The 23,295-nt window shown below is 67.2% G+C and carries 21 protein-coding genes; 8 read left to right on the top strand and 13 right to left on the bottom strand.

Annotation, left to right across the window (positions count from 1 at the left end; all coding sequences use genetic code 11):
- Window positions 1-147: 147 nt before the first annotated feature.
- The 6 genes from ACV22Z_RS29675 to ACV22Z_RS29650 form a co-directional block, all read right to left on the bottom strand.
- Complete coding sequence (locus ACV22Z_RS29675) at window positions 148-1,164, bottom strand: ABC transporter ATP-binding protein (protein WP_448079812.1); 1,017 nt, start codon at window positions 1,162-1,164, stop codon at window positions 148-150.
- Window positions 1,161-2,153, bottom strand: coding sequence for an ABC transporter ATP-binding protein (locus tag ACV22Z_RS29670; RefSeq protein WP_448079811.1), 993 nt, complete (start codon window positions 2,151-2,153; stop codon window positions 1,161-1,163). The genes ACV22Z_RS29675 and ACV22Z_RS29670 overlap by 4 nt, the downstream gene beginning before the upstream one ends.
- A 1-nt stretch (window position 2,154) precedes the next feature.
- Complete coding sequence (locus ACV22Z_RS29665) at window positions 2,155-3,057, bottom strand: ABC transporter permease (RefSeq protein ID WP_448079810.1); 903 nt, start codon at window positions 3,055-3,057, stop codon at window positions 2,155-2,157.
- 13 nt (window positions 3,058-3,070) lie between these two features.
- A complete protein-coding gene (locus ACV22Z_RS29660) occupies window positions 3,071-4,009 on the bottom strand; it encodes an ABC transporter permease subunit (RefSeq protein ID WP_448079809.1) in 939 nt (312 codons plus the stop codon).
- Window positions 4,010-4,020: 11 nt separating this feature from the next.
- The gene (locus ACV22Z_RS29655) at window positions 4,021-5,634 is read right to left on the bottom strand and encodes a peptide ABC transporter substrate-binding protein (protein ID WP_448079808.1); all 1,614 of its coding nucleotides are present in this window, start codon (window positions 5,632-5,634) and stop codon (window positions 4,021-4,023) included.
- 179 nt (window positions 5,635-5,813) lie between these two features.
- Complete coding sequence (locus tag ACV22Z_RS29650) at window positions 5,814-6,395, bottom strand: cupin domain-containing protein (RefSeq protein ID WP_448079807.1); 582 nt, start codon at window positions 6,393-6,395, stop codon at window positions 5,814-5,816.
- Window positions 6,396-6,905: 510 nt separating this feature from the next.
- Between ACV22Z_RS29650 and ACV22Z_RS29645 the strand changes: the two genes are divergently transcribed.
- Together ACV22Z_RS29645 and ACV22Z_RS29640 are read left to right on the top strand one after the other, a co-directional pair.
- Window positions 6,906-8,432: a peptide MFS transporter gene (locus tag ACV22Z_RS29645; protein WP_448079806.1), complete on the top strand. Its 1,527-nt coding sequence runs from the start codon at window positions 6,906-6,908 to the stop codon at window positions 8,430-8,432.
- Window positions 8,433-8,545: 113 nt separating this feature from the next.
- Window positions 8,546-8,755, top strand: a complete 210-nt coding sequence (locus ACV22Z_RS29640) for a hypothetical protein (protein WP_448079805.1) — start codon at window positions 8,546-8,548, stop codon at window positions 8,753-8,755.
- Between the two features lie 67 nt (window positions 8,756-8,822).
- On the opposite strand, the gene ACV22Z_RS29635 is transcribed toward ACV22Z_RS29640, so the two are convergent.
- From ACV22Z_RS29635 to ACV22Z_RS29625, 3 genes are all read right to left on the bottom strand, one after another.
- Window positions 8,823-9,947 carry an OpgC domain-containing protein gene (locus tag ACV22Z_RS29635; protein ID WP_448079804.1) on the bottom strand — a complete coding sequence of 375 codons (1,125 nt, stop codon included), beginning with the start codon at window positions 9,945-9,947 and terminating at the stop codon, window positions 8,823-8,825.
- Window positions 9,948-10,379: 432 nt separating this feature from the next.
- A complete protein-coding gene (rarD, locus tag ACV22Z_RS29630) occupies window positions 10,380-11,282 on the bottom strand; it encodes an EamA family transporter RarD (RefSeq protein WP_448079803.1) in 903 nt (300 codons plus the stop codon).
- 7 nt (window positions 11,283-11,289) lie between these two features.
- Window positions 11,290-11,586: an acylphosphatase gene (locus ACV22Z_RS29625; RefSeq protein WP_448079802.1), complete on the bottom strand. Its 297-nt coding sequence runs from the start codon at window positions 11,584-11,586 to the stop codon at window positions 11,290-11,292.
- 194 nt (window positions 11,587-11,780) lie between these two features.
- Here ACV22Z_RS29625 and hpnA point away from each other — a divergent pair, with 194 nt between their 5' ends.
- Together hpnA and ACV22Z_RS29615 are read left to right on the top strand one after the other, a co-directional pair.
- Entirely contained in the window at window positions 11,781-12,788 is a 1,008-nt protein-coding gene (hpnA, locus tag ACV22Z_RS29620) for a hopanoid-associated sugar epimerase (RefSeq protein WP_448079801.1), read from the top strand.
- Between the two features lie 410 nt (window positions 12,789-13,198).
- On the top strand, window positions 13,199-14,713 hold the full coding sequence (locus ACV22Z_RS29615; protein ID WP_448079800.1) for a phage tail protein: 1,515 nt from the start codon (window positions 13,199-13,201) through the stop codon (window positions 14,711-14,713).
- Window positions 14,714-14,850: 137 nt separating this feature from the next.
- On the opposite strand, the gene ACV22Z_RS29610 is transcribed toward ACV22Z_RS29615, so the two are convergent.
- Window positions 14,851-16,038: a glycosyltransferase gene (locus tag ACV22Z_RS29610; RefSeq protein WP_448079799.1), complete on the bottom strand. Its 1,188-nt coding sequence runs from the start codon at window positions 16,036-16,038 to the stop codon at window positions 14,851-14,853.
- A 422-nt stretch (window positions 16,039-16,460) separates the two neighbouring features.
- Here ACV22Z_RS29610 and ispH point away from each other — a divergent pair, with 422 nt between their 5' ends.
- The 4 genes from ispH to ACV22Z_RS29590 all read left to right on the top strand — a co-directional run bounded on the left by ispH (window position 16,461) and on the right by ACV22Z_RS29590 (window position 19,956).
- Window positions 16,461-17,402 carry a 4-hydroxy-3-methylbut-2-enyl diphosphate reductase gene (ispH, locus tag ACV22Z_RS29605; RefSeq protein WP_448079798.1) on the top strand — a complete coding sequence of 314 codons (942 nt, stop codon included), beginning with the start codon at window positions 16,461-16,463 and terminating at the stop codon, window positions 17,400-17,402.
- A gap of 12 nt (window positions 17,403-17,414) precedes the next feature.
- A complete protein-coding gene (gene hpnH / locus ACV22Z_RS29600) occupies window positions 17,415-18,575 on the top strand; it encodes an adenosyl-hopene transferase HpnH (protein WP_448079797.1) in 1,161 nt (386 codons plus the stop codon).
- A 415-nt stretch (window positions 18,576-18,990) separates the two neighbouring features.
- Entirely contained in the window at window positions 18,991-19,344 is a 354-nt protein-coding gene (locus ACV22Z_RS29595; RefSeq protein WP_448079796.1) for a DOPA 4,5-dioxygenase family protein, read from the top strand.
- A gap of 177 nt (window positions 19,345-19,521) precedes the next feature.
- Window positions 19,522-19,956, top strand: coding sequence for a nuclear transport factor 2 family protein (locus ACV22Z_RS29590; RefSeq protein WP_448079828.1), 435 nt, complete (start codon window positions 19,522-19,524; stop codon window positions 19,954-19,956).
- Window positions 19,957-20,106: 150 nt separating this feature from the next.
- On the opposite strand, the gene trhA is transcribed toward ACV22Z_RS29590, so the two are convergent.
- The 3 genes from trhA to ACV22Z_RS29575 form a co-directional block, all read right to left on the bottom strand.
- Window positions 20,107-20,727, bottom strand: coding sequence for a PAQR family membrane homeostasis protein TrhA (gene trhA, locus ACV22Z_RS29585; RefSeq protein ID WP_448079795.1), 621 nt, complete (start codon window positions 20,725-20,727; stop codon window positions 20,107-20,109).
- Between the two features lie 204 nt (window positions 20,728-20,931).
- On the bottom strand, window positions 20,932-21,138 hold the full coding sequence (locus tag ACV22Z_RS29580) for a YbdD/YjiX family protein (RefSeq protein ID WP_011353713.1): 207 nt from the start codon (window positions 21,136-21,138) through the stop codon (window positions 20,932-20,934).
- Window positions 21,139-21,150: 12 nt separating this feature from the next.
- Complete coding sequence (locus tag ACV22Z_RS29575; protein ID WP_448079794.1) at window positions 21,151-23,229, bottom strand: carbon starvation CstA family protein; 2,079 nt, start codon at window positions 23,227-23,229, stop codon at window positions 21,151-21,153.
- Between the last annotated feature and the right edge of the window lie 66 nt (window positions 23,230-23,295).

Raw genomic sequence — 23,295 nt, 5'->3', positions numbered from 1 at the left:
TCTCTTATTGTGTTGATGTCGTTCGCCGGTCGCGATCCGCTTCCGGCTCCACCCCGGCCGCCCGGTTAAGGACGTGCCTGTACCCGCGGCGCGAAGGTCGTTCGCGCCGCACTTACCCTGTTGACCTGCCTGGTTATGCCTGTTGCGTCACGCCGTGCCCGCGCGGATGCAGGCGACGCGCGCCGCCGAGCCGCGCCGCACTTCGGGCAGCGGCACGTCGGCCGCGCACGCGTCGATCGCGTCCGGGCAGCGCGTGCGGAACGCGCAGCCCGACGGCGGATTCAGCGGCGACGGCATCTCGCCCGCCAGCAGCATCGGCCGCCGCGCGCGTTCGCGCGCGGGCTCCGGCGTCGGCGCCGCATCGAGCAGCGCCCGCGTGTACGGGTGCTGCGGCACGCCGTACACGTCTTGCCGCGCGCCGAACTCCATCACGCGGCCGAGATACATCACCAGCACGCGCTGGCTGATCGCCTTCACCACCGCGAGATCGTGCGCGACGAACAGATAGGACAACGACAGTTCGCGCTGCAGATCGCGCAGCAGGTTGACGATCTGCGCCTGGATCGACACGTCGAGCGCCGATACCGGTTCGTCGCAGATCACGAGCTTCGGCTCGCCGATCAGCGCACGCGCGATGCCGACACGCTGGCACTGTCCGCCGGAGAACTCGTGCGGATAGCGCAGCAGGTGATGCGAGTTCAGCCCGACCCGTTCGAGCATCGCGATCACGCGGCGGCGCACCTCGGTGCGGCCGAGGCCCGGCTGGTGCGTGACGAGCGGTTCGGCGACGATGTGCTCGATCGTCATCCGCGGATCGAGCGACGCGAGCGGATCCTGGAAGATCATCTGCACTTCGCGGCGCATCGCAGTGCCGCCCAGATGGTTCGGCGCAACAGTCTCGCCGCGCCAGCGCACGGTGCCGGCCGTCATCGGCACGAGGCCGATCAACGCGCGCGCGAGCGTCGACTTGCCGCAGCCCGATTCGCCGACGAGCCCGACGGTTTCGCCGCGCTTCACGTCGAACGACACGCCGTCCACTGCACGCAGCGTGCCCTTCGGCGACCACGGATAGCCGCCGAGCGGCACGCGGAAATGCACTTTCAGGTCCTGCACGGACAGCAGTGCGTCCGCCGATCCGCCCTGCCCTTGATCGATGACGCTCATCGCAGTCCTCCCGTCAGTTCCGCCACCGGCCGGTGGCACGCACGCACCGCGCCGGCCGCGCTGTACGCTTCGAGCGCAGGACGCGTGTCGGCGCAGTGGTCCTTTGCATACGCGCAGCGCTTCGCGAACGCGCAGCCGGCCGGCGCCGTGCCCGGCATCGGCGGGTTGCCCGGAATCGCGACGAGCGGCGCGTCGTCGGCGTCGGTCAGGCGCGGCAGCGCATTCAGCAGGCCGATCGTGTACGGATGCGACGGCGCCGCGAAGATCGATTCGGCCGGCGCGTATTCGACGGTGCGGCCCGAGTACATCACCATCACGTCGTCCGCGAGGCCGGCGACGACGCCCATGTCGTGCGTGATCAGCACGATCGCGGTGCCGCGCTCGCGGTTCAGTTCGCGCAGCAGGTCGATGATCTGCGCCTGCACGGTCACGTCGAGCGCGGTGGTCGGCTCGTCGGCGATCAGGATTTCCGGTTCGGACAACAGCGCCATCGCGATCATTACGCGCTGCCGCATGCCGCCGGAGAACTCGTGCGGATACATGCGGATGCGGCGTGCCGCGTCCGGAATGCGCACCGACTCCAGCGCCTCGATCGCGCGCTGCTTCGCTTCCTTGCGCGACAGCTTGCGATGCAGCTGCAGCGTTTCGGTCATTTGCCGCTCGATCGTCAGGAACGGATTGAGCGACGTCATCGGGTCCTGGAAGATCATCGCGATCCGGTCGCCGCGCACCTTGTTCAGCGCGCGCGTGTCCATCGCGAGCAGGTTCTCGCCGCGATAGCGCGCGGCGCCGCTCGTCGTGCCGTTGCCGGCGAGCAGGCCGAGCAGCGCCATCACGGTCTGGCTCTTGCCCGAGCCCGATTCACCGACGATGCCGAGCGTCTTGCCCGCTTCGAGGGTGAACGACACGCCGCTGACGGCGTCGATCGGCGGCGCGTCCTTGCGCGTGAAGCGGACGCCGAGGTTGTCGACTTCGAGTAGTGCGGCCATTTCAACGATCCTTCGGGTCGAGCGCATCCCGCAGGCCGTCGCCGACGAAATTCACGCAGTAGAGCGTCACGCACAGCATGACGGCCGGGCACAGCAGCAGCCACGGCATCGATTCCAGTTTCTGCGCGCCGTCCTGGATCAGCACGCCCCAGCTCGTCATCGGCTCCTGCACGCCGAGGCCGAGGAACGACAGCACCGATTCGGTGAGCACGATGCCCGGCACCGAGACGGTCGCGTACACGACAACCACGCCGAGCAGGTTCGGCACGATGTGGCGCAGCACGATCGACGCCGGCGACACGCCGATCGCGCGCGCCGCGTCGACGAACTCGCGATTGCGCAGCGACAGCGTCTGGCCGCGCACGACACGCGCCATGTCGATCCACGAGAACGCGCTGATCGTCAGCACGACGAGCATGAACGAGCGGCCGAACAGCGTCATCATCAGGATGGCGATCAGCAGGTACGGAATCGCGTACATCATGTCGACGACGCGCATCATCACCGCGTCGGTGCGGCCGCCCGCGAAGCCCGCGGTCGCGCCCCACGCGACGCCGAACAGGCCCGATACGAGCGTGCCGAGCAGGCCGACCTCGATCGACACGCGCCCGCCGATCAGCGTGCGCACGAGCAGGTCGCGGCCGAGCTCGTCGGTGCCGAACCAGTGCTGGTTCGCCCAGGTCGGCGCCAGGCTGATCGCCGCCCAGTCGCTCGCGGCCGGATCGGCCGCAAGCAGCCACGGGCCGACGAAGCACGCGAGCGTGATCAGCGCGAGCAGCACAAGGCTGAACACGGCGGCGCGGTTGTGAAGAAAGCGGGCGAGCGCCAGCGCGAGCGGCGAGCGCGAGCGCGGCGGTGTGTCGGCCTGCACGGGCAGGCTGACGACAGGAGTAGTCGGAGTCATCGCAGCGCCTCGCTCAATAACGGATGCGCGGGTCGAGCCATGCGTACGCGAGGTCGACCAGCAGGTTGAACAGCACCGCGCAGACGGTCGTCAGCACGACGAGGCCGAGCACCAGCGTGTAGTCACGGTTGATCGCGCCGTTCACGACGAGCTGCCCGAGCCCCGGCAGCGCGAACACCGATTCGGTGACGACGGCCGCCGTGATCGACGAGATGCAGACCGTGCCGAACAGCGACACGACCGGCATCAGCGCGGGCTTCAGTGCGTGGCGCAGCACGATCGTCGCGCCGGGCAGGCCCTTCGCGCGCGCGGTGCGGATGTAGTTGCTCGACAGCGTCTCGATCATCGAGCCGCGCATCACGCGCGCGAGCAGCGACATGTTGATGAACGTCAGCAGCACGATCGGCAGCAGCCGGTATTCCCAGCCGCCGTCGCCCCAGCCGCCCGCAGGCAGCCAGCCGTTGCCGGCCGACGTCTTCAGCAGGATCGCGAAGATCCACACGAGCACCGGGCCGAGCACGAACGGCGGCACGACGTTGCCGACGTTGCCGATCAGCATCACGACACGGTCGATGAAGCTGTCGCGGCGCACTGCCGCGACGGTGCCGAGCAGCACGCCGAAGCCGATCGAGATCGGGATCGACACGCCGCCCACGCCGAGACTTACCGGCAGCGCCTTCCTCACGAGGTCGTTCACGGACCAGTCGACGTAGCGGAACGACGGACCGAGGTCGCCGTGCAGCAGTGCGTCGAGATACAGCAGGTACTGCTTCCACAGCGGCTGGTCGAGGTGGTACTTCGCGTTCAGGTTCGCGAGCGTCGCGGCGGACAGCTGCTTTTCCGTATCGAACGGACCGCCGGGCGTGAAGTGCAGCAGCAGGTAGCAGACGGTGACGACCGCGAGGATCGTCGGCACCGCCCACAACGTGCGTCTCAGTGCGTAGGCCAGCATGATCGCTCCGCTCAGTGCTTGATCACGTACATGTCCTGCGACGCACGCATGTCGATCACGTTCTTCAGCGAATAGCCGCCGACGTACGGCTTCACGAGGCGGTCGGCCGAGTACTGGAACAGCGGGACCATCGGCGTGTCGTCCATCGCGAGGTCGTGCGCCTGCGTGAGCAGTGACGCGCGCGCCTTGTCGTCGAGCTTCTGGTTGCCTTCGTCGACGAGCGTGTCGGCCTTCTGGTTGCAGTACCCGACCGTGTTCTGCGCGCTGCCGCAGCGCAGCAGGTCGAAGAACGTCATCGCGTCGTTGTAGTCGGCGAACCAGCCGTCGCGCGCGATCTGCACCTTGCCGTCATGCCGCTCCTTCATCAGCACCTTGAACTCGACGTTCTCGAGCTTCGTGTTGACGCCGAGCTTCGTGCGCCATTCGGACGCCGTGAACAGCGCGACCTTCTTGTGCAGGTCGTTGGTGTTGTACGTCAGCGTGAACGACAGCGGCTTCGCATCCGAGTAGCCGGCCTGCTTCAGCAGGTTCTTCGCGTAGTCGACGCGCTTGGCCATCGGCCACGACGCCCATTCCGGCGTGTACGACTGCACGCCCTTCGTGCCGTTCGGCATCAGCCCGTACATCGGCTTCTCGCCGGCCTGCGTGAGCTTCGACGTCAGCACTTCGCGATCGAGCACCATCGACAGCGCCTGGCGCACGCGCTTGTCCTTCAGCTGCGGATCGTTGTTGTTCAGGTAGTAGTAGTAGGTCGCGAGCTGCAGGCCCGGACGCAGCTCGCCGCCGAACTGCTTGCTGACCTGCTGGAAGATCCCGGACGGAATCGAGTAGCTGTAGTCGATCTGGCCGGCCTGGTACATGCGCATCGCGGTCTCGTCGCTCTCGATCGGCAGGTACGTGACCTTGTTGATCACGACCTTCGGCGCGTTCCAGTACTTCGCGTCCTTCGTGATCACGATGCGGTTGTTCGGCTGCCAGTCGACGAGCTGGTACGGGCCGTTGCTGACGATGTTCCCCGGGCGCGTCCATGCGTCGCCGAGCTTCGTCACCGTGTCCTTGTTCACCGGCGCGAGCGGCACCATCGCGGTCAGCTCGGGGAAGAACGCGACCGGCACGTCGGTCGTCACCTCGAGCGTGTACGGGTCGATCGCGCGCACGCCGAGCGTCGACGGCGCGGCCTTGCCGGCGATGATGTCCCTCGAATTCTTCACGAACTCGACGAGGATCGTGTACTTCGAGCCCGTCTTCGGATCGACGAGGCGCTGCCACGAATAGACGAAATCGGCCGCGGTGACCGGCTGGCCGTTGCTCCACTTCGCGTCGTGGCGCAGCTTGAAGACCCACGTCGTCGGCGTCTTGCGCTCCCACGACTGCGCGACGCCCGGCACGACCTGGCCGGCCGCATCGATGCGCGCGAGCCCTTCGAACAGGTCGAGGCCGATCGTGTTGCCGGTCCACGACTCGATGTGAGCGGGATCGAGCGACTCGACTTCGGCGGGCACCTGACGCGTCAGGTCCTGTTGCGCGGCGAGCGCGACGTTCGACGGAACGGTAACGGCGTGCGCGGCGGACGTCGTCAGGGCGAGCGCGGCCAGCACGGCCGACATGGCATGCGAGGTTTTCATCGTGGCAGTCTTTTGAAGGTTTATTCGGTGCGCGGATGGCGGCGGATGCCGCAAATTACGCGTGGAACGCTGACGGGTGCAGCGATTGAGGAGGCTCGTGAATTTCGTATGTCATCTTAGTATTCCTTACGTTCCTTTCGACAGATACCCCATCGCCGGAACGAAGGAATACCTGTGCGTTAGAACAGCCTCGGCGTACCCACCCAGACCACCACCGACTCGATCTTCGCGGTGTTGGCCCAGCTGTGCGGGACCGTCGACTGATAGTGCGCGCTGTCACCGGCATGCAGGACGAACGTCTTGCCCTCCAGCGTCAACGACACTTCTCCTTCCATCACATACAGGAACTCCTCTCCCGCATGTGTCGTCACCTCCGACCGCTTCTGTCCCGGCGGCATCCGCACGAGGATCGCCTCGAGCTGACGCCCTTCCGACACGTTCGTCATCCGCGCGAACAGGTTGGCCGAATCGGCGAACCCGAAGAAGCGCAGCTGATCGCCGCGGCACACCGAACGCTCCTCGCTCGGCGTGTCGACGAAGTACTGCACCGTCACACCGAGTGCGTGCGCGATGCCCGCAAGCGACGTCAGCGACGGCGATGCGAGCCCGCGCTCGACTTGTGACAGAAACGGCTTCGAAATACCCGCGACCGTTGCCGTTTCATCCAGCGTGCGCTTCAGTCGTTGGCGCAACGCGCGAATCTTGCTGCCCAGTGCGGCGGCAGCGTCGGCAGACCGCGTGTTTTCAGTGGGAGGAACCATAGCAGGCCGAAAAGTGGTCGTCAAAAAATGTTTGATGGAAAATAACTAAGTTAGATCGATATAGCTTAGTCTTCGGGTTCTTGCACGTCTGCGGTGTTGTGCGCGATCCGCAAAACACCTTCCGGCCCCGGCCGGGAAACGCGCTATCTTGCCAGACTCGCCGCCTCCACAGGCAAGCTGCAAGCGGCTCTCCGGGAATCCTCGGAGGCGCCGGAGTCAAGCTTACAAAGACATGATGAGACGAATGTTCCTGAAAGCTCCCGCCATATCGGGAATTACCCGGTGTGGCGCGGACCTGACGCGCTGCGTCAGCAAACGTTACAAGTCGCGCGCCGGCCGAGGCCTCGCGCCGCCCGTCACGGGAGGCGTCTGACGCCGGCACAGGCCAGCCAGCCCGACCTTGCCGCCGCCTTCGCGCAGCCCACCCGGCCGACGCGCGCAGGTACCCAGATTGACCCCCGGCAGCGCGCGATCCGCGCCGCCCGCTTGAACCCAGCTTGACCGAGATTGATGATGCATTCTTCTTCACCTGTTTCCCAAACCCGATCGTTTACGACGGTCTTCCTCATCGAGATGTGGGAGCGCTTCGGCTACTACGGCATGGCAGCGCTGCTCGTCCTCTTCATGGTCGACAAGCTCGGCTTCACCGATAGCCATGCGAACCTGACCTGGGGCGCGTTCACCGCGCTCGTCTATGCGTCGCCGTCGATCGGCGGCTGGATCGGCGACAAGGTGCTCGGCGCGCGCCGCACGATGATCATCGGCGCCGCCGTGCTATGCGCCGGCTACCTGATGCTCGCGATGCCGAACGAGCAGCTCGGCTACCTGTATGCATCGCTCGGCGTGGTCGTGGTCGGCAACGGCCTGTTCAAGGCGAACGCCGCGAACCTCGTGCGAAGGATCTACGAAGGCGACGACGCGCGCATCGACAGCGCGTTTACGATCTATTACATGGCGGTCAACATCGGCTCGACCGTGTCGATGCTCGCGACGCCGTGGATCAAGGATCACTGGGGCTGGCACACCGCGTTCGCCGTCTGCTGCGCGGGCATGCTGCTCGGCATCCTCAACTTCGTGCTGATGCACCGCACGCTCGCGCACATCGGCTCGCAGCCGGATGACCAGCCGATCCAGTGGCGCCGTCTCGGCGCGGTGGTCGCGGGTGGCGTCGCACTCGCGTTCGTGACGATGTACGTGCTCGAGCACAAGCAGCTCGCGGTCGCGAGCGTGTGGACGGCGGCGGCGGCGATCCTCGCGATCTTCGCCTACATGATCGTGAAGTCGGAGCGCTCGGAGCGCGCGGGCCTGATCGCAGCGCTCGTGCTGATCGGCCAGGTGATCCTGTTCTTCATCTTCTACGTGCAGATGTCGACGTCGCTGACGCTGTTCGCGCTGCGCAACGTCGACCCGCGCTTCATCCTGTTCGGCACGACGATGTTCTCGTGGAGCGCCGCGCAGTTCCAGGCGCTGAACCCGATTTCGATCATGCTGCTGAGCCCCGTGCTCGTGATGATCTACAACGCGTTCTCGAAGCGCGGCCACAACATCCCGGTCGCAGTGAAGTACGCGCTCGGCTTCGGCGCGGTCGCCGCCGGCTACCTTGTGTTCACGATCAGCGGCCGCTACGCGGTCGACGGACGCGTGTCGTCGTGGTTCATGGTGTGGGGCTACGCGCTGTACTCGCTCGGCGAGCTGCTGGTGAGCGGCCTCGGCCTCGCGATGATCGCCCGCTACGTGCCGGCGCGCATGAGCGGCTTCATGATGGGCGCGTACTTCGTCGCGACGGGCGTGTCGCAGTATCTCGGCAGCGTGGTCGCGAACTTCGCGCAGATGCCGTCGCACGACCTGCCCGCCACCGAATCGCTGCCGCTCTACCTGTCGCTGTTCGAGAAGCTCGGCTGGCTCGCGGCGCTCGGCATGGTGATCGCGCTGCTGCTGCTGCCGCTGATGAACCGCCTGTCGCGCCAGCACCAGCGCTGCGTGGAAGAGCGCCGCGAAGAAGCGGCGCCGGCGCCGGCCATCGCCGCGGCTCAGTGAAATCCCTTGGCGCGCTGCGTGCGCGCCACATTCTCCTGCCGATCGCGCGCCCCCGTCCTACACTGCTCTCAGGGAGCGCTTCCGACGAGACGCGCGGCAGGCAGGAGAAAGTCATGAAAAGCAAAACGACGCGGATCTTGCGGATGCTGTCGGATATCCGGCGTGCGCAGCGCTGCACCGCGCTGCGTGCCGCGAAGGCCGCCGCCGAGGCGGATGCGGTGCTCGCCGAACGGAACGACGACGCAACGGCCGACGAGCGCAGCGAAGCGGACACCGACGACGCAACGCCCGCGCCCCGCTCCCGTATCGGCTCACCTCACTAAGGCCTGTTCACGCTGATAACGGGCTTGCGAAGCGTGCGCCAGGCAAGCGCGACGTCACCTGCGCCGCTCACGCGGCCGCCCTGCGCCACCGCGCCCACCACACTCCCGAACTCGCAAGCGCCATCGTCAGGCCGAGCGCGCATGCATCGGCGGCCACTCCGTAGCCGACGGCGTGCGGCAGGCAAGCGCCGTGCAAAAGCGGATGCAGCAGCGAATCGAGGATCAGCGAGATCGCAGCCCCCGCGACGAAGCACGGCAACCCGCGCTGCCCGACCGCGACGACCGGGCGCACGGCCTGCGCGATCCGCGCGATCCAGCCGTAGCGCACGCAATCCGCCATCAGCCATGCAATCGCCGCGAAGCTGACGACGCGCGCGAATGCGAGATCGCGCTTGAGCAAGCCTTCGGGCAGCGGCAAGCCCGAGAACAGCTTGTAGCTCGCGCAGGCCAGCACGATCGCACATGCGACGCCCGTCGCCGCGGCGCGCCAGCGGCCGAGCGCGACGCGCCGGTAGACGGGCTGGCAGCGCGCGAGCACGCCGGCCACGAACATCAGCTGCCATGCGAACGGGTTGAAGTTCCAGTGGAACGTATCGGTATCCAGCAGTTCCGGGCCGAGCCAGCCGGCGGCGAGCCACGACGCGACGCTCAGCGCGACGAGCAGCCACGGCTGGCGGCGCGCGCACGGCACGATCGCCGGCGCCGCCAGCGCGAACAGCACGTACATCGGCAGCACCGACGCGAGATACGGCTGGCGCTGGAACGTCAGCAGTTCGGCGAGCCCCGTGAGCGGCGACGCGAGCATCACGCTGACGTCGTCGAGCGCGAGGTTCGGCGCATCGATTCCGTAATGGTCGAGCACCGCGGACACGACGAGCATCAGCGTCGACGTCGCGAGAAACGCGCGATAGATCTGCATCGCGCGGCGCATGAACCGCCGCTGCGCGGCGCGCGCGCCGTGCCGCTCGGCGATCGCGCCATACGCGCTCGCGGTCGCGAAGCCGCCGAGGAACACGAACACCTCGGCCGCGTCGCACAGCGCGAACGCGTGCAGCGTCACGCGCGACAGCAGGCTGGCGCCGATGTGATCGACGACGATCATCAGCAGCACGATCCCGCGAAAGAAATCGACTTCGATCAGGCGGCCGCTGCGCGGCGGATGAATCGCGGCGGAGAGCGTGCTCACGGACATGATCGCGCCTGCGAAACGACGGTGCGGCAAGCGCCGGGGACCTTCAGGAAGGGAAGGCGCGCGAGGTCAGCGGCGATACACGTATGCCTGTATCGCGCCGACCCGGCTGGCCAGACACGGAGATGACCGTTCATCGGAAAGCTGCATACGAGAGAAAGACGGTCAGGTCAGTCTAATGGCCGGTCAGGACATACCCTAAGTAACAAAATGCAACCGAATCTTCTGTTCGGTTACATGGGTGCGAACCGCCATGCATCGCGCAAGCGAAGCTGGCGGCGCGGTCAGCGCACGGTCAGTTGGTGGTCAGTATTCGGTCTGTGTGGTCGGTGCGGTCGGTGCGGTCGGTGCACGAATGCCGCGCGATCGATGCGCCATTGGTGTGCGATCGCCGTGCTACCGGTGCGGCGCGTCTCCGACGTGCCGGCCGGCGCGTCACGCGCGGCGCACGGGCAGGCGGCGCATCAGCATCGCGCTGTGCCACGCGGTCAGCGCGACCGCGACCCAGATCGGCCCGTAGGTCGCGAGCTTCGCGACCGTCAGCGTCTCGCCGAGCAGCAGCAGCGACACCGCGATGAGCAGCACCGGCTCGACGTAGCCGAGGATGCCGAACAGCGCCATCGGCAGCATCCGGCTCGCCTTCAGGTAGCTCGCGAGCGCGAGCGTGCTGAGCGCGCCGAGCCCCGGCAGCAGCGCCGCCCACAGGACGGGATGGCTCGCGACGGGCGTCGCGCTCGATGCGACCATCGCGGCCGCGACCGGGCACAGCAGCGCCACCTCGAGTGCGAACGCGGCCAGCGAATCCGCGTTGATCCGGCGGCGCAGCACGAAATACGGCGGATAACCGAGCGCGACGACGAGCGTCGGCCACGCGAACGCGCGCGTCGCCCACACTTCGTGCGCGACGCCGAGCGCCGCGCAGGCAACCGCTGCCCATTGCAGCGGATCGAGCCGCTCGTGATAGTAGAAGCGGCCGACGAGCACCATCGTCAGCGGCAGCAGGAAGTAGCCGAGCGACACTTCGAGCATCCGCCCGTGCAGCGGCGCCCACAGGAACAGCCACAGCTGCAGGCCGAGCAGCGCGGCGCTCGCGGGCAGCGCGATCAGCAGACGCCAGTCGCGCACGGCACGGCCGGCGAGCGCGACGAGCGCCGGCCAGCGGCCGCGCAGCGCGATCAGCGCGAGCGCGCCCGGCGCGGTCCACAGCACCCGCCACGCGAAAATGTCGAGCCCCGTGAGCGGCTGCAGCAGCTTCGCGTACGCGGACATCAGCGCGAACAGCATCGATGCCGTCACCGACAGCGCGATGCCGCGCCCAGCCTCCGGATACCCCGTCATCGCGCGCTCACTGTTGCTGGAAGCGTTCGTAGCGCTTGTCGGAATGCCGTTCCTCGAAGGTCACCTCAGTCACGCGCGCGGCCGGCGGCCCGTGCCGCAGCCATGCGAGCATCCGGTCGATCTGCGGCCCGGGGCCCTGGATCATCGCTTCGACGGTACCGTCGTCGAGGTTCGCGACCCAGCCGCGCAGCTTCAGCGCGTGCGCCTCGCGAACCGTCGCGTGGCGGAAGCCGACGCCCTGCACGACGCCGCGCACCCGCACGTAGTAAGTCTCGATCCGTTCGTCCAGTTCGTCGCGGCTCATCGTCGTCGCCCTCCAGTTGCGCTCAAGCCCGGCATTGTAGTCGCGTCGGCTGCACCACGTCAGTGCCGGCCCGGCGGCGGCGGGCGCCGCGCGCCTGGGCCTGGCGGCCGCCCGAGCCGTCGCCGCGCGCGCCGACCACGTACAATCTCGCTCGACGCACAACCGCCGCGCCGCGCGCGGCCATGAGGACTTGCATGACTGATACATCCCGCGATCTCGTTCTGGTCACCGGCGCGTCCGGTTTCGTCGGCTCGGCCGTCGCGCGCATCGCGCAGCAGAAGGGTTACGCGGTGCGCGTGCTCGTGCGCCCGACCAGCCCGCGCACGAACGTCGCGGACCTCGACGCCGAGATCGTTACCGGCGACATGCGCGACGAGGCGTCGATGCGCACCGCGCTGCGCGGCGTGCGCTACCTGCTGCACGTCGCGGCCGACTACCGGCTGTGGGCACCCGACCCACTCGAGATCGAGCGCGCGAACCTCGAAGGCGCGGTCGCGACGATGCGTGCGGCGCGCGCCGAAGGCGTCGAGCGGATCGTGTACACCAGCAGCGTCGCGACGCTGAAGGTCACGAGCGCCGGCAACGCCGCCGACGAGAATGCGCCGCTCACGCCCGAGCAGGCGATCGGCGTCTACAAGCGCAGCAAGGTTCTCGCGGAGCGCGCGGTCGAGCGGATGATCGCCGAAGAAGGGCTGCCCGCGGTGATCGTCAACCCGTCGACGCCGATCGGCCCGCGCGACGTGAAGCCGACGCCGACCGGCCGCATCATCGTCGAGGCCGCGCTCGGCAAGATGCCCGCGTTCGTCGACACGGGGCTGAACCTCGTGCACGTCGACGACGTCGCGAACGGCCACTTCCTCGCGCTCGAGCATGGCCGCATCGGCGAGCGCTACATCCTCGGCGGCGAGAACCTGCCGCTGCAGCAGATGCTGGCCGACATCGCGCAGATGACGGGCCGCAAGGCGCCGACGCTCGCGCTGCCGCGCTGGCCGCTCTACCCGATCGCGGTCGGCGCGGAGGCGGTCGCGAAGTTCACGAAGAAAGAGCCGTTCGTCACCGTGGATGCGCTGCGGATGTCGAAGAACAAGATGTATTTCACGTCCGCGAAGGCCGAGCGCGAACTCGGCTACCGTGCACGGCCATACCGCGACGGGCTGCGCGACGCGCTCGACTGGTTCCGCTCGGCCGGCTACCTGAAGTGATCCGGTGTGCGCGGGGCTTCGCGCTCCGCGCATGTCGCCTGCGCGTTTCGCCCGTGCAATTCGCCCGTGCAATTCGCCGGTGCATTTCGCCGGTGCATTTCGCCGGTGCATTTCGCCGGTGCATTTCGCCGGTGCATTTCGCCGGTGCATTTCGCCCGGGCAATTCGCCTGCGCATCTCGCCTGGACGTCGCACCGGCGCAACGCGCGCGTGCCATGCAGCGTGTTGCGTGACGCGTCGCGTGCGCCGCACCTGGCACGTCAATTCCCCCGCTTCTCAAGCCCGACACCAAGCCCAGCGCCCGCAAAAACACGCGCGCCGGCGCCTGTGCCTGCACTTTGTTACACGTCGCGCGCGGACCGGCATCGGCGCAACGGGTAAAATCGCGGGTCTTACGTAGAGATCTCACGCATGAACCTGAACGATCAGATCGATGCGCTCGTTGCCGGCGTCGATCAGCTCCTCCACGATCACCGCGCCGCCCAGCAGGCGGCACGCAGCGCGGACGCCTTCGCGCGCGCAGCCGCCGCTGAAGCCGAAGCGGCCGCCCAACGTCACGCCGCGGCCGAAACCGAAGCGCAGGCTGCCGCACAGCGCCATGCGCAAGCCGCCGCCGACGCCGAAGCCGCGCTGCAGCGCCACACCGAGGCGGCAGCCGAAGCGCAAGCCGCCGCACAGCGCCATGCCGACGCAACCGCTCAGGCCGACGCCGCCGTGCAACGCCACACGGAAGCGACCGTGCTGACCGAAGCGCTCGCGCAACGCCACGCGGACGCCGAAGCCGCATCGCAGCGCCATGCGGCCGCGATCGCCGAAGCCGAGGCCGCCGCACAACGTCACGACGCCGCAGCGACCGAAGCGGAAGCCGCTGCGCAGCGCCATGCTGCCGCCACCGCGGAAGCCGAGGCCGCCGCGCAACGTCACGCGGCGGCTGTCGCCGAAGCCGAAGCCGCTTCGCAGCGCCACGCCGAAGCGATCGCGCAGGCCGAAGCCGCCGCGCAGCGCCACGCCGACGCGACCGCGCAGGCCGAAGCCATCACGCAGCGTCACGCCGAAGCGATCGCAGAAGCGGAAGCCGCCGCGCACCGCCATGCCGATGCGACCGCGCAAGCCGAAGCCATCACGCAGCGCCACACCGAAGCGATCGCGCAAGCGGAAGCCGCCGCGCAGCGCCATGCAGAAGCCACCGCTCAGGCCGAAGCCGTCGTGCAGCGCCACACCGAGGCGATCGCAGAAGCGGAAGCCGCCGCGCAGCGCCACGAAAAGGCCATCGCCGACGCCGAAGCGCTGGTCGAAGCCGTCGTCAAGGAAGCCGTGGCGGCGAAAGCGATGGATACGGCGGACACGGCCGAGGACGTCGAAGCAGTAGTGGCGCCGCACGTGGCGGAAGCAGCGGAAGCGGTTGCGGCGGAAGCAGCGGAAGCAGCGGTTGCGGCGGTTGCGGCGGAAGCGGTAGGGGAAGCGACTGCCGCAGATGCGTCTGCGCGCGACGCAGCCGAAGCCCGAACCGAAGCGGAAGCCGAAACCGCAGTTGCGACGGAACCCGCCCCCGCCGACGCCGCAGTCGCTGCCGTGGCCGACACGTCCGTCGCGCCTGCGGACAAATCGACGCTGCATGTCGCGCGCCCGTCCCAGAACGAACTGACGCTGACCATCAACGGCGAATCGATCACGCTGCATCCGGAGCAACTGAGCCAGCTGATCGAGGAGCTCGCGCACGTGCGCGCATCGATGCAGCCGGAGCAACCGTCGGGCATCCCGGCAGGCTGGCGCTTCGTGTCGACGAAGAATCCGATGATGGCGGTGCAGAAGCAGTCGAACGGCGACCGCCTGCTGGTCGCGCGCCACACCGGCTACGGCTGGGTGCCGTTCACGTTCTCGCCGGATGTGGTCGTGCAGATGTACATGATGCTTACCCAGCGGTAAGCGGACGCCGCCGGCCGCAGGAGGGCCTCAGAAGCCCCGTTGGCGCGGGCGGCGTTGTGAAGGGCGGCCATGCGGCCGCCCTTTTTCGCATCGGGCCTGCCCGCGCCGCGGACCGGCTGCGGACAAGCCCAGCGCGCTCAGCGCTCCACCGGCGCCTGCACGCGCGCCTTCCACTGGCCGCCCTTGCCGCGCCAGTAGCGCCACGCGGACGCGAAGGTCGCGCCGACGTAGAACGCCGCGACGAGCGGCAGCGCAGGCGCCCACCACGGCGAGCGCCGGTAGTAGCGCAGCATTGGCGCATACGCGGTGCACATCGACGCCCACGCGAGCCACGCCGGCCACGCGCGCGCGCCGTACGCGAGCGCCGCGACGGGCGGCAGCAGGTAGATGATCGCCATCCCGAGCAACGTGCCGGCCAGCAGCCATGGCGAATAGTGGAGCTGCGTGAACGCGGTGCGCGCGATCATGTTCCAGATGTCGCGCCAGCTGTCGTACGGGCGCAGCGACACGCTGCGGTCAGCGAGATCGAGGCGGATCGGATGGCGGCCGCTGCCGCGGTGCTTGATCTGCGCGGCGAGGCTGCAGTCGTCGATCAGCGCGCCGCGGATCGACTCGATGCCGCCCGCTTCCTCGAGCGCCGTGCGCTTCACGAGCATGCAGCCGCCGGCGGCGCCCGCCGTCTTGTTGCGCGGATCGTTGATCCACGAGAACGGGTAGAGCTTCGCGAAGAAGAACACGAACGCCGGGATCAGCGCCTTTTCCCAGAACGAATCGCAGCGCAGCCGCACCATCAGCGACACGAGATCGCGATGCTCGGCCTGCGCGCGCGTGACGAGCTGGGCGACGGCGTCGGACGGATGGCCGATGTCGGCATCCGTCAGCAGCAGGTAGTCGGCCGGCAGGCCGAGCGTGCCCACCGCGGCGATCCCTTGCGACTGCGCCCAGACCTTGCCCGACCAGCCGGCCGGCAGCGGTTTCGCAGCGAGCACCGTCAGCCGGTCCGCGCGATTGATCGCGAGCGCCGCCGCGCGGGCCGCGTTGGCGGTGCCGTCGTCGCTGTGGTCGTCGACAATGATCAGATGAAAGTCGCCCGGATAGTCCTGCTCGAGCAGCGACGTCGCCGCGCGGGCGATCACGTCGGCTTCGTTGCGGGCCGGCACGACCGCGACGACGGCCGGCCAGCCGGCCTCGGCGGCGGCGCCGCGCGCGTCGGGCGGCAACGGCCGCGCCGGCTGCGCGCGCCAGAACCCGCCGCGCGCGACGAGCAGGACGATCCAGATCAACAGCGACAGGCAGGACAGCAGGAACACGATCGGCAGCATCATCGGCGTGCCTCCCGCCGTGCGCCGGCCGCCGCGCCGGCTGACGCCGCAATCGGGGTCGGGTTTGAAACACCGGCAAGGGCGCCGGCGGCCGGCCGCGGGCGCGGCACGGCGGGGCAATACGCGTAGGAAGCGACGGTCATCGACAGGCCTTCAAATGTGCTCGACGTCGGGCCCCCGGGGGGGAAGCCCGCGAAACCGCGTAGTTTACTGGGTTCCGGGCGCGCGGGCGCCGACGCGAGCCGTCCCGAGATTGCAACGAGAAGAAACACCACCGAAGCAAGGACGGGCCGATAGAGTTAAAATGCGCGATTAATTCGGGGTGCCGGTTCGTTCCTGCATTCATAACATTAGTCGGGACGATCGAAGCAGCTGGCTTGCCGGCGCTCTCGAACCCCGCGTCTGTCGTCGGAGTTCGCTTGCCTATGCGAGTCATCCTTGCCCAGCCCCGCGGTTTTTGTGCGGGGGTTGTCCGCGCGATCGAGATCGTCGATCGCGCGCTGCAACAGCACGGTGCGCCGGTTTATGTGCGCCATGAAATCGTCCATAACCGGCACGTCGTCGAAAATCTGCGTAATAAAGGGGCACGATTCGTTGAGGAACTCGACGAGGTGCCGCACGGCGCTGTCGCGATCTTCAGCGCGCACGGTGTCGCCCAGACGGTCGAACACGATGCGGAAGCACGCGGGCTCGACGTGCTCGACGCGACCTGCCCGCTCGTCACGAAAGTGCACGTGCAAGGCCGCCAGTACGTCGCGGCGGGCCGCCGGCTGATCCTGATCGGCCATGCGGGCCATCCGGAAGTCGAAGGCACGATCGGCCAGATTCCGGGCGAGGTGGTGCTCGTCCAGAGCGAGGCCGAGGTCGACACGCTGACGCTGCCGGTCGACACGCCGGTCGCGTACGTCACTCAGACGACGCTGTCGGTCGACGACACGCGCGGCATCATCGAGGCACTGCAACGCCGCTTCACCGACATCGTCGGGCCGGACACGCGCGACATCTGCTACGCGACGCAGAACCGCCAGGCGGCGGTGCGCGAGCTGAGCGCGCAGGTCGACGTGCTGCTCGTGGTCGGTGCGACCAACAGCTCGAACTCGAACCGCCTGCGCGAGATCGGCACCGAAAGCGGCGTGCCGAGCTATCTCGTCGCCGACGGCTCCGAAGTGAAGGCCGAATGGTTCGCGAACGCGCAGACGGTGGGGCTCACCGCCGGCGCGTCGGCACCCGAAGAGATGGTCGAGGATGTGATCGGCGCGCTGCGCGCGCTGGGGCCCGTCGAGGTCACGACGATGGCGGGCCGTGAAGAAAAAGTCGAATTCAAGCTGCCGGCGAAGCTCACGCAAGCTATCGCCCGCGAAGTTTAAGGAGGACATCTCTTGTCTATTCCGCTGCTCCAGCAAGTCCGCGTCGGCGCATACATCATGCGCCAACACCTGTCCGGCAACAAACGGTATCCGCTCGCGCTGATGCTCGAGCCGCTGTTCCGCTGCAACCTCGCATGCAACGGCTGCGGCAAGATCGATTATCCGGATCCGATCCTGAACCAGCGCCTGTCGGTCGAAGAGTGCCTGCAGGCCGTCGACGAGTGCGGCGCGCCCATCGTGTCGATCGCCGGCGGCGAGCCGCTGCTCCACAAGGAGATGCCGGAAATCGTCAAGGGCATCATGAAGCGCAAGAAGTTCGTGTACCTGTGCACGAACGCGCTGCTGATGGAAAAGAAGATGGACGACTACCAGCCGAACCCGTACTTCGTCTGGTCGGTCCACCTCGACGGCGACAAGGACATGCACGATCATTCCGTGTCGCAGGAAGGCGTGTACGACAAGGCGGTCGCGGCGATCAAGGAAGCGAAGCGCCGCGGCTTCCGCGTGAACATCAACTGCACGCTGTTCAACGATGCGATCCCTGAACGCGTCGCGAAGTTCTTCGATACGCTGAAGCCGATCGGCGTCGACGGCATCACCGTGTCGCCGGGCTATGCGTACGAGCGCGCGCCGGACCAGCAGCACTTCCTGAACCGCGACAAGACGAAGAACCTGTTCCGCGAAATCCTGAAGCGCGGCGAAGGCGGCAAGCGCTGGTCGTTCAGCCAGTCGTCGCTGTTCCTCGACTTCCTGGCCGGCAACCAGACCTACAAGTGCACGCCGTGGGGCAACCCGGCGCGTACGGTGTTCGGCTGGCAGAAGCCGTGCTATCTGGTCGGCGAAGGTTACGTGAAGACCTTCAAGGAACTGATGGAAGACACGAACTGGGACAACTACGGCGTCGGCAACTACGAGAAGTGCGCGGACTGCATGGTCCACTGCGGCTTCGAGGCGACCGCCGTGCTGGACACGATCGCGCATCCGCTGAAGGCGTTCGCCGTGAGCCGGAAGGGTATCAAGACCGACGGCGCATTCGCGCCGGACATTCCGATCGACAAGCAGCGTCCGGCCGAGTACGTGTTCTCGCGCCACGTAGAGATCAAGCTCGAGGAAATCCAGCGCGCCGGCAAGGGCAAGCTGCAGAAGCCGGCTAAGCCGGCAGCGGCGGCGTAAGCAGGCGCGCGATGCGCACGGCGGTCAGCGCCGCGCGCATCGACCCCGGCCAATCGGCCGCACGAAAGGGTGCAACGGAATCGTTCCGTCGCACCCTTTTCTTTTTCCGAGCTTTTCCGGACGCCATGCCATGACGCGTGACGGCCGAATGCATCGAGCACGCGCTCCGCTTCGAGACAAGCTCGATGCTCGCGTGGTGCGATCGAACTCAGAAAACGTGCAATCGACGGCTGATTCGCATCGTCGGATCACGCTGAACGATGTCGCAAATGTCGTCACGTTCTGACGCGCGACAAGCGATACCTGTTCGCACACGATTGGCGGCACGACGTGCCCGACACGGACGCGCGATAATGGCGCATCGGCCGCCACGCACGGCGGCTGCACGTCCTCATCCATCCATTCGAGCAAGTCCATGTCTGTCATCGACACCCCCCCCATCGACAACTGGCACGCGCACGTCTACTTCGACGCCGCGAGCCGCGACGCGGCCTGGGCCTTTCGTCAGATCGTCGACGAACGGTTCGGCGCGATCGTCGAACTCGGCCGTTTTCACGAGCGCCTGGTCGGGCCGCATCCGGCGTGGTCGTATCAGATCGCGTTCGACGCGGCACGCTTTGCCGAGATCGTGCCGTGGCTCGTGCTGAACCACGGCGCGCTCGACATCTTCCTGCATCCGAATACCGGCGACGACCTGCGCGACCATCGCGATTCGGCGGTGTGGATCGGGAAGTCGCATACGTTGAACCTGGCGGCGCTGGCCGGATAACACTCGCCGCATCGCGCGGCTGACACTGCGCCATTCGAAGCGCACAGCCGGACGCTCGTGGTCACCGATGCGGTCGGCCGCGCCGCGACATCCACGTTTCCGTTTGCGGTGAAACTTCCGCAGGCATCACGTCGCTATAGTGGATTTTCATTCCCGGTCACAGCACAGGCACGCCCGATGAAAATCCAGTCAGACGCCAACATCCACCACATCTACGAGCAATGGCACGCCACCGTCGTCGCGCGCGACCTCGACGGGCTGATGTCTCTGTACGCGGACCACGCCGTGCTCGAAACGCCGCTGGTCGTCGTCACGATGCCCGACCACGGCAGCGGCGTGCTCCGCGGCAAACCGGCCATCCGCGACTTTTTCGACGCGGGACTGCGGAAGCTGCCGAACAGCCTCGGGCGCTGGTACCGGACGGGCATCTTCTTCTCGAACGGCCGGCAACTGACGTGGGAGTATCCGCGCGAAACGCCGGATGGCGACCAGGTCGATCTCGTCGAGGTCATGGACATCGACGATGGAATGATCGTCCATCATCGGGTCTATTGGGGATGGGTCGGTTTCCAGTCGCTGCTGGCTGCTGCGCGGAAGCAGGACCCGCGATGACGGGCGCCGGATCGAACCGCGCGCTCGACGGCCGTGTCGCCGGGCGGCAGTGGATCGTGAACGCGTGCACATTGACGGTCGCGAGCCTGCTGACGACCGGCGGCACGCATCACGCATCACGGGCAAGCATCACGTGTCGCACGACGCCTGTCACGCGACATACAGCGCCACGCTGACGAACTGACACAGGCTGCCCGCCAGAACGAACAGGTGCCAGATGCCATGCCCGTGACGGATGCGCTCGTCGTTGATGAAGAAGTAAATGCCGGCGCTGTAGATGACGCCCCCCGCCACGAGCCACGCGGTTCCGACGGGCGGCAACGCATGAATCAACGGACGGACGGCAACGAGCGCCAGCCAGCCCATCAGCACATACAGCACCATCGAAACGATGCGTGTGCGCCGCCCGAGGGTGAGTTCCTGCACGATGCCGAACGCGGCAAGCCCCCAGCTCACGCCGAACAGCGACCAGCCCCAGGGCCCGCGCAGCGTGACGAGTGTGAATGGCGTATAGCTGCCGGCAATCAGCAGGTAGATCGCCGAATGGTCGCATTTCTGCAGAATCGCTTTCAGACGCGGTTTGCGCACGCTGTGGTAAAGCGTCGAGATCGCATAGAGCACGCAGAGCATCGCGCCGTAAACGCTGAAACTCACCACCTTGTAAGCGTCGCCCGCGAGCGCGCCCATCGTCACCAGTGTTGCCAGCCCCGCCACCGACAGCACCGCGCCGACGAGATGGGTAATGCTGTTGAAACGCTCACCGACATGCACGACGCCATCCTCCTGCGCGGGTTCTTCGGGGGAAATAACTCATATGATACTCAGCATGGAACGATGCCGGGTTGAGGGCAGATCAAGCTCGACGCCGTGACGACGAAGCGACGCGCGAGCCCCACCCGCCGGAAAAAGAAAAAGCGCCGTGACGCACGTCACGACGCTCTTTCGTTCATCGCCGAACCGCCTTGCCGGTTCAGCTCAGCAGCACTTCCCTGCTCCCGACCCGTACCTTGCATTCTGACGTTCGCGGAAAAACTCCTCGTACGTCATCGGTTCGCGGTCCGGATGCGTGGCGCGCATGTGCGCGACGTAGGTATCGTAGTCGGGCAGGCCGACCATCAGCCGCAACGCCTGCCCGAGGTAGCGTCCTGCGCTGCGCAGGTCGCTGCCGAGATCGCTGAACATCGCGGCCTCCCGTCAGCGTCCGCTGCCGAGCGCCTGCGCTGCCGGCAACGCTTCGTACGGCGTCTCGCGCACGGTCGGCTTCGACTCGCGGCGCGCGCGCAGGATCGCGAGCACGCCGTACACGGCGATGCTCACCACGACCAGGATGAACAGCCCGGCGAGCGCTGCGTCGATGTAGTCGTTGACGATGATCCGCTTCATCTGCGCGATCGACTTCGCCGGCGCGAGCACCTTGCCTTCGTCCACCGCGGCCTGCAGCTTCGCGGCATGCGCGAGGAAGCTCACCTTCGGGTTCGCGTCGAACACCTTCTGCCAGCCGGCCGTCAGCGTGCAGATCAGCAGCCACACGGTCGGCACGAGCGTGACCCACGCATAGCGCTCGCGCTTCATCTTGAACAGCACGACCGTGCCGAGCACCAGCGCGATCGCCGCGAGCATCTGGTTCGAGATGCCGAACAGCGGCCACAGCGTATTGATGCCGCCGAGCGGATCGACCACGCCCTGATACAGGAAGTAGCCCCACGCCGCGACGCACAGCGCCGTCGCGATCAGGTTGGCCGGCAGCGACTCGGTGCGCTTCAACGCCGGGTGGAACGTGCCGAGCAGGTCCTGCAGCATGAAGCGGCCCGCGCGCGTGCCCGCGTCGACGGCCGTCAGGATGAACAGCGCTTCGAACAGGATCGCGAAGTGATACCAGAACGCCATCATCGCTTCGCCGCCGATCACCTGGTGCAGGATGTGCGCCATGCCGACCGCCAGCGTCGGCGCGCCGCCCGCGCGCGCGATGATCGTCGTCTCGCCGACGGCCTTCGCGGTTTGCGTGAGCATGTCCGGCGTCAGCACGAAGCCCCATTGCGTGACGGTGTTCGCGACCGCTTCCGGCGTCGAGCCGAGCACGGCGGCCGGCGCATTCATCGCGAAGTAGATGCCCGGCTCGATCACGCACGCGGCGACGAGCGCCATGATCGCGACGAACGATTCCATCAGCATTGCGCCATAACCGATGAAGCGCGCGTTGGTTTCGTTGTCGAGCAGCTTCGGCGTCGTGCCCGACGAGATCAGCGCGTGGAAGCCCGACACCGCGCCGCACGCGATCGTGATGAACAGGAACGGGAACAGGTTGCCCGACCACACGGGACCCGTGCCGTCGACGAACTTCGTCAGCGCCGGCATCTTCAGTTCCGGCGCGACGATCAGGATGCCGATCGCGAGACCGGCGATCGTGCCGATCTTCAGGAACGTCGACAGGTAGTCGCGCGGCGCGAGCAGCAGCCACACCGGCAGCACCGATGCGACGAAGCCGTAGCCGATCAGGATCCACGTGAGCTGCGTGCCGTTGAACGTGAACCATGCGGCGAGCGTCGGCGACGCGCTGACGTTCTGCCCGAACGCGATCGCCGCCATCAGCCCGACGAAGCCGATGATCGACACTTCGCCGATGCGGCCCGGACGGATGTAGCGCGTGTAGACGCCCATGAACAGCGCGATCGGAATCGTCGCGGCGACGGTGAACGTGCCCCACGGCGAGTTGGTCAGCGCTTTCACGACGATCAGCGCGAGCACCGCGAGGATGATCACCATGATCAGGAACGCGCCGAACAGCGCGATCACGCCGGGCACCGTGCCAAGCTCCATCTTGACGAGATCGCCGAGCGAGCGGCCGTCGCGGCGCGTCGAGATGAACAGCACGATGAAGTCCTGCACCGCGCCGGCAAACACGACGCCGGCCAGGATCCACAGCATGCCGGGCGTGTAGCCCATCTGCGCGGCGAGCACCGGGCCGACGAGCGGCCCGGCGCCGGCGATCGCGGCGAAGTGGTGGCCGAACAGCACGTACTTGTTGGTCGGCACGTAGTCGAGGCCGTCGTTGTGCCGGACGGCCGGCGTCATCCGCAGCCCGTCGAGCTGCATGACCTTGCTGGCGATGAAGCGGCTGTAGAAGCGATACGCGATCAGATACACGCAGACTGCGGCGATCACGATCCAGAGGGCGCTGACGCGCTCGCCGTGCGCGAGTGCGATGGTGCCGAACGCGAACGCGCCCAATAGCGCGACCGCAATCCAGATCAGGGTGCTGGAAGCCCGATTCATGTTGTCTCCTGTCTACCGGGTGGGCGCGTCAGCGCTTGCTCCGGTCCCATACTGAGAGGTTTCGTT

The organism is Burkholderia sp. PU8-34, assembly GCF_053427725.1.
This window is presented reverse-complemented; position numbering and strand designations above follow the sequence as displayed.